General features: G+C 68.3%; 10 protein-coding genes. All 10 read right to left on the reverse strand.

The features are described from left to right. Window positions 1–2: 2 nt before the first annotated feature. Entirely contained in the window at window positions 3–965 is a 963-nt protein-coding gene (locus tag AB0L53_RS28215) for a hypothetical protein (RefSeq protein WP_363999742.1), read from the reverse strand. Then, window positions 956–1,345 (reverse strand): peptidase inhibitor family I36 protein, encoded by a 390-nt coding sequence (locus tag AB0L53_RS28220; protein ID WP_363999745.1) that lies wholly within the window; start codon window positions 1,343–1,345, stop codon window positions 956–958. The genes AB0L53_RS28215 and AB0L53_RS28220 overlap by 10 nt, the downstream gene beginning before the upstream one ends. A gap of 90 nt (window positions 1,346–1,435) precedes the next feature. Further along, complete coding sequence (locus AB0L53_RS28225) at window positions 1,436–2,668, reverse strand: enolase C-terminal domain-like protein (RefSeq protein WP_363999748.1); 1,233 nt, start codon at window positions 2,666–2,668, stop codon at window positions 1,436–1,438. Further along, window positions 2,665–5,712: a hypothetical protein gene (locus AB0L53_RS28230; RefSeq protein WP_363999751.1), complete on the reverse strand. Its 3,048-nt coding sequence runs from the start codon at window positions 5,710–5,712 to the stop codon at window positions 2,665–2,667. Before AB0L53_RS28230 ends, AB0L53_RS28225 begins: the two co-directional genes overlap by 4 nt. Next, window positions 5,712–6,521 carry a carbohydrate ABC transporter permease gene (locus AB0L53_RS28235; protein WP_358533646.1) on the reverse strand — a complete coding sequence of 270 codons (810 nt, stop codon included), beginning with the start codon at window positions 6,519–6,521 and terminating at the stop codon, window positions 5,712–5,714. Before AB0L53_RS28235 ends, AB0L53_RS28230 begins: the two co-directional genes overlap by 1 nt. After that, entirely contained in the window at window positions 6,518–7,363 is an 846-nt protein-coding gene (locus AB0L53_RS28240; RefSeq protein ID WP_363999754.1) for a sugar ABC transporter permease, read from the reverse strand. The genes AB0L53_RS28235 and AB0L53_RS28240 overlap by 4 nt, the downstream gene beginning before the upstream one ends. A 112-nt stretch (window positions 7,364–7,475) precedes the next feature. After that, complete coding sequence (locus tag AB0L53_RS28245; RefSeq protein WP_363999757.1) at window positions 7,476–8,723, reverse strand: extracellular solute-binding protein; 1,248 nt, start codon at window positions 8,721–8,723, stop codon at window positions 7,476–7,478. Between the two features lie 17 nt (window positions 8,724–8,740). After that, the gene (locus tag AB0L53_RS28250) at window positions 8,741–9,442 is read right to left on the reverse strand and encodes an FCD domain-containing protein (protein ID WP_357938728.1); all 702 of its coding nucleotides are present in this window, start codon (window positions 9,440–9,442) and stop codon (window positions 8,741–8,743) included. Window positions 9,443–9,567: 125 nt separating this feature from the next. Next, window positions 9,568–10,572 (reverse strand): T3SS effector HopA1 family protein, encoded by a 1,005-nt coding sequence (locus tag AB0L53_RS28255; protein ID WP_363999760.1) that lies wholly within the window; start codon window positions 10,570–10,572, stop codon window positions 9,568–9,570. A gap of 15 nt (window positions 10,573–10,587) precedes the next feature. After that, window positions 10,588–11,571: a T3SS effector HopA1 family protein gene (locus tag AB0L53_RS28260; protein ID WP_363999763.1), complete on the reverse strand. Its 984-nt coding sequence runs from the start codon at window positions 11,569–11,571 to the stop codon at window positions 10,588–10,590. Between the last annotated feature and the right edge of the window lie 5 nt (window positions 11,572–11,576).

An 11,576-nucleotide genomic window follows, 5' to 3' on the forward strand; every position in this document is an offset into this window, starting at 1 on the left:
GGTCAGCGGGTCTCCTGGAAGACCTTGGACGCGCGCGCCAGGCGGCTGCTGAGGTTGGCGCGGAGGGCGGCGAAACGGTCCGGATTGCCGACGACGATCTTCCGCTGAAGGGCGGAGTCGGCGGCGAACCAGGCCGCCACCAGCCCCGACTCCCACTTGCACCTGGTGTCGGCCGTGGCGGTGCGCTTCTCCTCGGCGGTGACCATGGGCTGGTCCAGGTTCCAGCGGGCGTCGGCGATGGCGGCCTCGGCGGTGGAGTAGGCGTATCCGGCCTTGACCATGCAGGCTCGCCAGCTGGTGGCGGCCTGGACGACGGCCGGATACGTGGCGGCCTTCTCAAGGGTCTCGGCGTCCTGGACAGCGAGCCAGGGCCAGTCGGCCGGCTCGGCGCCTCGGGTCAGGACGGCTGCGGCGCGGCTCATGCAGCCTGAGTCGGCGGTGTCGCCGTACAAGTGGGTTCTGGCGGTTTTGGAGAGGTTGGCCTCCCACTGGGGCGGTCTGCCGTGCGAGTCCGAGCGGGACAGGTGGTAGCCGGTGAGCGCGGCCTGTGCCGGGTCGGCGACGCCGTAGCGGCGGGTGTTGCCCGGATCGCCGGCCTTGACGGCGGCCACCGCGACCATGGGCGGGGCCGCCGAGACGCCGTGGCGGCGCATGCACCGCGCGACCAGCTTGGCCTGGGCGTTGGCCAGCAGGACGCGCTGCTCCGGGGTGGGCTTGTAGGCGTCGAACGGAAGCATGAGATCGGCAACCGAAGCCACAGAGGAGACGGAGGGCTCCTCCGGGCGCGGCGCGGCCGCGCAGGCCGTGACGACCAGCAGCAACGACGCGGCGACCCAGAGGGCGGCGGCGGGTGGGGATGGCAGCGCTCTCTGGCAGCTGGTCGCCGGTCGCCCCAGAGCACTACCGCGGCCGGTCGCCGGTCGCCCGCTCCGGAGCCCGGCTTCGCCGTCCATGGTCAGCGACACCAGATGTCGACTGAGCTGACGCTGTCGTCGGCGAAGTAGTCGTCGCTCTCGTTCGCGATGAACGTGCTGTGCGCCCCGGTGAAGTAGGGGTGCTGCCACAGCGTGGTGCCGCAGCCGATCCGGTTACTGAACGAGCTCGTCTCGTCGGCCATGCTGTGCCGGGTGCTGCCGTGGTCCCGGTCGAGCCAGGTGTCGTCGCTCAGGTCGGAGTCGTCGGCGACGAAGTCGCGCCAGTAGTCCTCGGTCCCCCGGTTGTAGTCGGAGCCGGCGTACAGGCAGAGCCGGCCACCGGCGCATCTGCCGCTTGGTGTCGCGGACGCGCTCATGGCCGGGACGACCACGGTGCAGAGGGCCGCCACGACGCTGCTGATGAGCCGCACGTTTCCTCCTTGTTCGCGTGAGTACCCCCACCCTGGTTCAGGGCCCGGGGCAGCAGAAGCAGACTCACGCGAACAAGGACGATTCTTTTCCTATGTGCTGACTTCCAGGGATACGGTCGGGTCGGCGAAGCGTTCGTTCGGCACCTGGGCGTACCAGCCGGGCCGCCCCGGGTCCCGGTCGTAGGGGTATCCGCCCAGCTCCTGGTAGAGCTCGGCGTAGCGGGCGACCCGGTCCTTGTCGAGCCGGACGCCCAGCCCCGGCCCGGTCGGCACCGCTATGGCCCCGTCGGCGTACGACAGCTTGCCGCCCTCGATCACGTCGTCGCGCAGCTGGTGGTAGTGGGCGTCGGCCGCGTACGTGAGGTTGGGCAGGACCGCGCCGAGATGCAGCATGGTCGCCAGCTGGATGCCCAGCTCTCCGGAGGAGTGCACGGCCACCCCGAGCTGGAAGGTCTCGCACACCCCTGCCGCCTTGACGCACGGCCGGATCCCACCCCAGAACGTGGTGTCCAGCAGCACCACGTCCGCGGCCCGGCGCAGCACGTTGGAGGCGAGCTGCTCGAAGTTGACCACGACGGTGTTCGTCGCCAACGGCACCCGGACCTGCTCGCGGATGGCCCTGAGCCCTTCGAGCCCCCAGACCGGATCCTCCAGGTATTCGTTGTTCAGTTCCTCGATGGCCCGCCCGAACCGCAGGCCCTCGGCCACCGACAGCACCGCGTTCGGGTCGTAACGGAGCCGGTCGTCGGGGAAGGCCGCCGCCAGCGCCCGGTAGCACTCCAGCTCGAAGTCGGGCGGGAACACCCCGCCCTTGAGCTTGTGCACGGTGAACCCGTGGGCCGCCTTGAGCTGCCTGGTGTGCTCGACGAGCTGGTCCGGCGTGCGTACCTCGGCGTATCCCTCCGCCGCGTAGCGGAAGAACAGGTAGGAGGCGAACGGCACGGTGTCGCGCAGCCGCCCGCCGAGCAGGTCGCTCGCGGGCACGCCGAGATGCTGCCCGATCAGGTCGATACAGGCGAACTCGATGGCCGCAAGGAGCTGGGTGCGGTTGTTGTAGAGCGACGCGGTCGGGTTGGCGATCTTGAACCGTAGCGCCTCCAGCTGGAACGGATCATGACCCTTCAGGTACGGCAGGAGCGCCCGGAACGCCGCCTCGGCGCTCTCCCCACCCCCGCCCATCTCCCCCAGGCCGATCAGCCCGTTGTCGGCCTCGACCTCGACGATCGTGCGGACGAACCGGCCCCAGTGGGCGCCGTTACTGTGCCGGAGTGGCGCCTCCAGCGGAACGGCGACCGTGGTGGCCCGGATGTCAACGATCTTCACTCGCACGTCCCCCAAATAGCGGCCACACCGCACGCGGGCAGCCGTACCTTGACCGATTCCCCTGAGACCTCCAGGGGCCGCAGCTCCCGCTCCAGACCGGCGCTCACCAGAGCGCGCCGGAGTCCTGGCAGCCGGACCGTCGCCTCGACCGGCTCGGCGGCCAGCGACTGCAGCCGGACCACGATCTCGTTGTCGCCGTTCTGCCCGAGCGAGGTGACCAGCACGTCGGGGTGGTCGACCGAGACGAACGACTTGGCCGCGTCCGGCGCGCTGGTGAGCAGCGCGCCGACGAACTGATCCGTCAGCCCGGCCGCCGCCCGCGCGCCCAGCCGCCTGCCCTCGATGCCCGGGGCCGACATGATCGAGTAGCGGAACGTGGTCTCCCCCTGTTGCTGGGCGGGGAAGTTGGTGTCCCAGATGTTGTTCAGCGCCCAGGAGTAGACCGTGCCCGGCTCCTCGTCCAGCGTCGGCGGGAACGGCGCGTACGGCATGTGGATGGTGCCCAGCTGCACCAGCGGCGCCTCCAGCGTGGCCCAGGCGACGGTCAGCTCGGGGTCCTCGAAGGCGATCCAGTGCCTGATCGGCAGCATGTACTCGGCGGAACCCGGCACCCGTGGCACGTCCGGCCCGCCGACGCCGCCGGTCAGCTCCCAGGCCGTCGCGGGGCCCGAGGCGAACGGGAAGGCCAGGAAGACGGCCTCCTTGGCGGGCGTGCCCTGCTTGGCCAGCTGGTAGGTCAGGTCGAGCCGGGCGACGCCGTTGTGCAGCTCGATCGTGGTGCGCAGCCAGTCGACGCCCTTGCCCTGCAGCTCGACGACCAGCTTCTCGCCCACGGCGGTCCGCTGCGCCTTGACGATGGTGGCGTTCCTGCCGATCGCCCGGTCGCCGAGCAGGGTGCGGTCGTGCGCCCCGATGTGCCCGGACAGGTGGTTGAAGTGCGGGGCGGTGGCGTAGCGGTCGTAGACGTACTGTCCGAAGCCGGCGGCGGCATTGTCGTTGACCAGCTCCCGCCCGGCCGCCTTGTCGAAGATCGAGCGGATGACGCCTTCGCGGACGTCGTAGCCGACCCGGTAGAACTCGTTCTCGATCACCCCGCCCAGGTCGAGCTCGACCGGCTCGGCCGCCTGGGCCTCACCCCTGACGACGTCGATCCGCGCGTAGCCGTAGCCGGGAACCTCCGGCACCACGGCGTGCAGGTGCCGCCCGATCGGCCGGGTCGGCCAGTCGGCCGGGTCCACGAGCTCCTCGTGGTGCGGGATCGTCTCGCCGGTGCGCGCGTCCACGAGGGCGATCGGCACGTCCGCCGGGACCACGTCCCGGGGGAGGAACGCGCGGACGACGTCGGTCCTGCTCGCCGTCCCGGGATTGAAGACGGCGAAGGACGTGAGCGCCGACGCATCGGCCACACCACCGTCGGAGAGCGCGCCGCCCCCCGAAAGCACACCGCCGTCGGAGAGCGCGGCGCCGAACCGGCGGGCGGCGGCGTGCAGCAGGTCGGCCGCGTCGTCCTGGGCGTCGTAGGCGCCCGACGACTTGCGGGTCCACTGCAGGCCGCCCGAGTCGCCCGCCTCCTCGGCGTCCTCCCAGGGGTTGGCCGCGCCCCAGGTGTGCTCGTTGAACAGCGCCACCTTGTCGTATGCCTCGTCGATCTGCTCGGTCGCGTCGGCGCCGGCGATCGTGTGCAGCGTCTCGGCGATGCGCAGCGCGGACTGCGCCCGCCGTACGTATCCGAGTGGCCGTGCGCCGGAGCCGAGCCCGTCGGCCCACCAGTCGGTCCAGTCGCCCTCGTGTACGGCCAGGCGGTCGTGGTAGCGCTCTTCCACGTGCTCGAAGAAGTCGCTGTTGACCGCGGACCGCAGCCGGGGGAAGGCCCACTGCTCGTTCCACTTGCGCGCGATGGAGGCGGGCACGATCGAGGGTCCGGCGTTGTCGGCGTGCGCGCCCTGGACCCGCAGGTGCAGCACGTCCAGCTCGTACGGCTCACGCGGCGCGTCCGGACCCTGCCAGCCGAACGTGCCGGGCCCGTAGGGGTAGCCGCGCGAGGCCAGCGCCGACAGGTAGCGCGGCAGCAGGTCGTCGGCCAGCTCGTAGGAGTCGGTGAGCCCGACGGTATTGCCCTCCATGTACGCCATGCCGTGGGGCGTGTCGGTGAACCAGACGATCACCTCCTTGCCGCTCGGCGCCCGCCACCGGAAGGGCCGGGTCAGCTTGTCACCCCCGTGCAGGTACGGCACGGACCGCCCCGCCCAGTTGTGCGCCGCGGCGAGGTAGCGCACCCCCGCGGCGTTCAGCGCGTCGATCACGCCGACGACCGCGCCGGGCACGTCGGTGTGCATGGCCGACTTGGTGGCGAAGCCGTACTTCTCCTGGAGCCGCGTGGTGAAGCGGAGCTGCCGGTAGAGCTCCTCGGTCGAGCAGGCTTCAGTGTGCAGCTGGAACGGCAGCGCGGTCACCTCGATGACGCCGGCGCGGGCCAGCGCGGCGAACTTGGCGACCTGGTCGGCGGGCCGGGCATCGAGCCACTTCAGCGCCGGCATCGACGACTCGACCGACCACCGGAACCTGGCGTCGTCCGGCCAGGAGGCGGTCTCCTCGGCCAGCCGGAGGGCCGCGTCGAGGTAGTCGAGGTGGTGGCGGAGCACCGTGCCCTGCGGGTCGGTGTAGCCGATGTCGAGGTGAGAGTGGTGGACGACGAACACGCTCCACTTGCGCTGCGGAGTGATCGTGATCTCCGCGGAGCCGATGAGCCCGGCGTCGTCGCGCGACTCCAGGGTCAGCACGCGGGGCGTGGTCACCTCGGGCACGAGCAGCGTGACGTCGGTGCCGGAGGCGCTGTCCTCGCCCACCAGCACGTGCGTCAACGGCACGGTGCTCGTCACCCTGACCGCCTGCCGGCCGTCATGGGTGAACAGCGGCAGCACCGCGACACGCACCTCCACGCCGCGCACGCCGATCACCGCGGTCGAGGTGTCGTTGCGCAGCGCCTGCCTGATCCCGTCGTAGTCCGGCGAGCCGAGGCTCCGCTGCAGCAACCGGCTGGTCATCAAACACTCCCTAGAGAAAGGCCACGGGCGAACAGCCGCTGGGTGGCGAGGAACAGCAGGACCGTCGGCAGCGAGACCGTGAGCCCCGCCGCGAGGCCCACGGGCACCGGGGTGCCCGCGTAGACGTCGGTCATCAGTCCGGCCAGCGCGGTCATCACCGGCCGTACGTCCTCGGTCTGCGTGAGTGTCAGGCCGAAGATGAGGTCGTTCCAGATGAAGGTGAACTCGAGGATGAACACGGCCGCCAGCGCGCTGACCGACAGCGGCAGGTAGATGCGCCAGAAGATCCGCCAGGTGGTGGCGCCGTCCATGCGGGCCGCCTCGAAGATCGAGAACGCCACTCCACTGTAGAAGTTACGCAGCACGAAAGCGGCCAACGGCACGTTGATCGCCGTGTAGACCAGGAGCAGGCCGCCCCTGGTGTCGTACAGGCCGAGATCGCTGTAACCCACGAACAGCGGCACCAGCAGCATCTGCGACGGGAAGATCGTGCCGCCGAAGATGAGCAGGAACCACCAGAATCCGTGCCGCAGCCGGAGCACCACGATCGTGTAGCCGGCCAGCGCCCCGATGAGCACGCCGAGCGTGGGCGACACGATGCTGTAGAGCGCGGTGCTGGCCAGGCTGTCCGACAGGTTCGCGCTGTCGAAGGCCCGGGCGATGTTGTCGAACAGCGCGAAGCTGCCGGACGGCTGCCACGCCTTCGACGGGTCGTACGACGCCGCGGGCCGCGCGGCGTTGACGAGCAGCAGGTAGGTCGGGCCCAGCCAGATCAGGCCGAGCACGATGAGTACGGCACGCCGGATCATCGCACCTGCCTCCTGAGGTAGAGGTAGGACGCCAGCCCCGTGACCACGGTGAGCATCACCGCGACCGAGGCGCCGTAGCCGTAGTCGCTGGCCACGAACGTGTCCTTGTACATGGTCACCGCGAGCGTCTCGGAGTTTCGCCCAGGACCACCCTGCGTCAGCACCCAGACGATGTCGAACGTCTTCAGGCTCGCCACCAGCGCCAGCCCCACCACGACCGCGGTGAGTGGCGCCATCAGCGGCCAGATGACATGCCGGAACAGCTGCCACCCGGAGGCCCCGTCGAGCCGCGCGGCCTCGATCGGCGCCTTGGGGATGGACTGCAGCCCCACCACGAACAGCAGCGTGTTGACGCCGAGCTGCTGCCAGGTCCAGACCAGCAGCATGGCGATCGTGTTGTGCGGCGCCTTCTGCAGGAAGGCGGTGTCGACGCCGAGCAGGATGTTCGCGATGCCGTCGTGCGAGAGGATCGGGCTCCAGACCATGGCCAGCCCGGCGCCGCTGAGCGCGTAGGGCAGCATGAACGGCACCCGGTACCAGACGCCGCCCTTGAGGTCGTACGACAGCACCGCCACCAGCAGGCCGAGCCCGACCGGCAGCGCCATCGTGCCGACCACCCAGATGAGCGTGTTGCCCAGGGCGGTAAGCAGGGCGGGGTCGTCGAGCAGCTTGCCGAAGTTACGCAGGCCGACCCACTCGGGCGGCGCGAGCCCGTCGTATTTGGTGAAGCTCAGGTACGCAGTCCACAGGAAGGGCACGTAGAGCAACCCGGCGACCAGCAGTGCGGCAGGAGCGACATAGCCATGCCTGAACCGGCCAAGCATGGGAGTGCCCCTGTTCATGGCCTCACTCCGTGAGGCGGGCTCGGTCGCCCAATGCCGCCGCCTTCCCCCGTCGCTCTGGTCGCTACGCTCCCGCCGCTCCTCCTCCAGGCGACGGCACTCCCTCGCCGGCTCACTGGTGCGTACTCCAGTACTCGTCGGCCGCCTTCTGAATGGTCTCCAGCACTTCCTTGTACGTGCCGGGCTCGGTCACGAACTTGCTGAAGCCGTCGAGCGCGGCCGTGAGGATCGGCGGTGGCGTGGCCTCGAAGTAGCGGTTGACCAGGCGGTACTTGCCGCCGCCCGCGTCCTTGGTGACCTGGCCGAGTGCCTCGTCCTTGATCGTCACCTTGGGGTTGGCGCTGACGTCGCCGCGGGTCGTGGCCCACTTGTCCTGAGCGGGCTGCGTGGTCCACCACTTGAGGTATTTCTGGCTGGCCTCGGGGTCGGCCGCCTTGGTCAGCGAGCAGAGCGGGCCGCTCTCGAAGATCATCGAGGTCTTGGGGAGCGAGGCGTTCACGTTCGGGATCGCGAAGAAGCCGTAGTCGGTGCCGGCCTTCAGGTCGCGCTGGGTCATGCTGGTGTTGAACCAGGTGCCGAAGGAGACCATGGCCGCCTTGCCGTTCTTCAGCACGTCGCCGGGGTCGGTTTTATCGCCGGGATTAATGAAATATCCGGCGTCGATGAGCTGCTTCCACTTCTCCATCACCTGGACCACGCCGGGGTCGGTGTACTTGGCCTTGCCCGTGGAGAGGCGGTCGTACAGGTCGGGGTCCATGCCCGCCATGAGCTGCTCGAACCAGACGAAGGAGAACAGCACGCTGGTGTGGTAGAAGGCTTTGACGTTGTTCTTCTTGAGGGTTTCGGCCACCTTGACCAGCTCGTCCCACGTGGTGGGGGGCTGCAGGCCGTACTTGTCGAAGACCTTCTTGTTGTAGAACATCCCCCAGTAGGCGACGTTCATCGGCACGCAGTACTGCTTGCCGTCCACCGTGTAATAGGGGGCCAGGTCCTGCGACAGGTCGCCGGCCTTGATGGCCTCCTGCCAGATGGCCGAGGTATCGGCCACCTGCTTCTGCTTGACGATCTCTTCCAGCATTCCGCCGGTCTGCCAGGTGAAGAGGTCGGGTTTGACGTTCGTCCGGAACGACGCCTTGATGAACGCCTGATACTGGGCCGAATCGGTGTAGCCGACCGGCTTCATGCCTAAGCTGATCTGCTGCTTCGACAGAGCGCCCATCTCGTCGAAGTATTTGCTCCAGGCGCCCTTGTCGTTGTACAGCGACAGTTCGGACTTCTTCTGCGGCGCCTCGGTATTGCCGCCACAGGCGGCGAGAAAGAGAGCTGCCACGCCGAGCGTGACAACGCGTGACCGGATCATGCCCCGGCCTCCTTGTTTCATTTGGGGGGGTCTTGCAACCTCTGCTCTATTACGGTCTTGACGTCCACCAGGTGAGCCCGCATGCGCTCCTCGGCCGCCGCGGCGTCACGCGCCTCGATGGCCTCCAGGATCGCCAGGTGCTCGTCGTAGTCACGGCGCCGGTCGTCGAAGAGCTGCAGGATCTCCCGCTGCTCGGGGCCGTGGACGGTCAGCAGCGAGTCGACCACCTCGTGCAGCACGCTGTTGCCCGCCAGCCGGGCCGTCGCCCGGTGGAAGGTCATGTTGGTGTCGTGCAGCTCGGCGTCCTGACCGCGCAGGTGCCTGGCGGCGGCCTCGAGCACGCGCTGGAGCGCGACCAACTCCTCGCCGGTCGCGCGTGCCGCGGCCATCGCGGCCAGCGGCGGCTCGATGACGATGCGCGCGCCGAGCAACTCGAGCAGCTGGGCGGCGTGCATCTCCCGCATGTTGGGGTTGGGGAGCACGAGCCGCTCGATGTCGGCGCCGACGTAGATGCCGGACCCGTGCCGCATCTCGATGGCCCCGGTGGCCTCGAGCCTGCGCAGCGCCTCACGCAGCGTCGGGGTGGTGACGGCGAAGCGCTGGGAGAGCTCCCGCGTCGAGGGCAGCCTGTCGCCCGGCCGGTGCCCACCTGTACGGATGAGCTCCAGCATGCGCTCGGTCAGAGCGTCGGAAAGGCTGGGCCGCGTTACCTCGGACATATCAAGTCATCTAATCACTTTTCCTCATGGTCGTCTATGAGGAGATTAGCTTTGAGTAAAGAACCTCAGCGCTCACCCCAGGTGGCCGCCTGGCGAGGTGCTCGCGCAGGCGGCGACCAGCGGCCTCAGGGCGTCTTGACGTGCCGGTGCGGCTTCACGGGATCTATGCGCTCACTCCGGAACGCGTTGTCCACCAGTGTGGCGAACGCGGCCTCATTGGGCACCGCGTCGTTGTTCTTTATGACGTCATCGATGACGTTCGCCCGGGTCTCGGTGAAGCTGTTGTCTAATTTCTGAACGTAGTACTTCGGCTCCTCCGCCCAGGCGACTCCGGGGGTGAGGAAGGAGTAGAAGGGGGCGAACGCCGAGTCCCGGTCCCCTTCGGGGACGGCCGTCTCGATCGCCGAGACGAGCTGGTTACCGACGTCGTCGGCGCCATTCGGGTCCTTGAGCGCGTAATAAACGACAAGTTTGTCGTATTTGACGGATTTTTTGGTGTCTGCTCTGCTGGACAGGAACACCTTGAACGACCTGAAGAACGGGCCGACGTCGGCGTTCCTGAACAACGGGACGAGACCGCGCACCGCCTTCAGCGCGGCCGCCTGGTTCTTCACGTTGACGATGAGGCGCCGAGCGCGATTTGTCAGGGTTTGCGTCTTCTGCGCGCGCGGCAACGGGAAGGCCTCGTTGGTCAGGTGGAAGTAGTCGCCGTCCCGCAGCTCCTTCCAGTTGTCCGACGAGTTCTGGGCCTCCACCTCATAGCCGCCCTGCCTCTGGTCGTCGAGCAGACTTTGGAAGTCCCGGTTGCCGATCGGCATGTTCAGGTAGCCGGGCGGGCCCTCACCCATGAAGGAGTACACGCGCTTGACCACGTTCTGGGGGCGTCTGCGGCCGGCGCTGTTGTAGTACTCCCGGTAGGCCTTGGCGAGGAAGTTCCGGTTGATGACGGCGTCGCTCGGGCGGCGGGCCGGGGCCGGGGCCGAGTGCGCGGGCTGGGATCCGGGATTCGCGATCACCGCCGCGCGCTTGGTCTTGCTCACCGACTTGACGACGCCGTGTGAGGCACCGGAAACGCCCGGAGTGGTGGAACGCTTGTTCTTCTTCTTTTTCTTGAGCTTGTTCTTGGGCATCGACCGTCTCCGGGGTCAGGGCGTCTTGGCGAGGTGGGTGTGCGGCGCGGCCGGGTTCACGCCCTTGGCCGTGAAGGCCGCGTTCACCAGGTCGATGAAGTCGTCCGCGTTGCCCACCTTGTCGTTGTGCTCTATGACGTCCGCGATGATGTCGCGGCGGTTGCTGGTGAAGCTGCCTGCCTGCTTGTTCAGGAAGTACTTCGGCTCCTCCGCGAAGGCGACCCCCGGTGTGCGCGTCTTGTAGAAGGGGGCGAACGCGTCGTCCAGTTCGTCCGGCCGCACCGCCCGGTTGATGGTGTCGGCGATGCGGTCCCCGACCAGGTCCGACCCGTTCACGTCCGCGTCGGAGGTCATGTAGTAGATGACGAGCTTGTCGTACTTCACCTTCTTCTTCGCGGCCGCCGTCCCCGACAGGTAGATCTTGAACTTCCTGAAGTACGGCGAGACGTCGTCGTCCTTGAAGAGCGGTGTCAGGGCATTGGCCACCTTGAGCCCGGCTTCCTGCGTCTTCACGTTGACGATGATGCGCCGCGCCCGATTCTCCAGCGCTCTGGGTTTGTAGGCCTTGTTGCTGACGTGGAAATAGTCGCCTGCCGCCAGCGCCTCATCCAGGGGCTTCGCGTTCTGGCTGGACACCCTGTAGTCGGGATTGTCGGCGGTGAAGCCGTTGAACTCGGCGTCCGTGACCGCGTGCTCCAGGTAGCCGGTCTCGCCTTTGCCCATGAAGGAGTAGATGCGCTTGCGCCGGTTGGCCATCGGGGTACGGACCCCGTTGAGGTAGTACCTCTGGTAGGCGTTCTCCAGGAAGGCCCGGTCCGACGGCGGGTTCACCGGCGCCTTGGGCGGCGTGGCGGGTGGCGACAGGTCGGCCAGCGAGTCCGACCGCTTGGGCTTGGTCAGCACGACCGTGCCGGCCAGCCCTTTCGCGGTGTCGGCCGGCGCGGACTTACGCGTCTTCTTCCTGGTCGTGGCCTTCTTGAGCTTGCTCCATAGCGACATGTCCG

Source organism: Nonomuraea sp. NPDC052129 (genome assembly GCF_040680095.1).
Lineage (GTDB): Bacteria > Actinomycetota > Actinomycetes > Streptosporangiales > Streptosporangiaceae > Nonomuraea.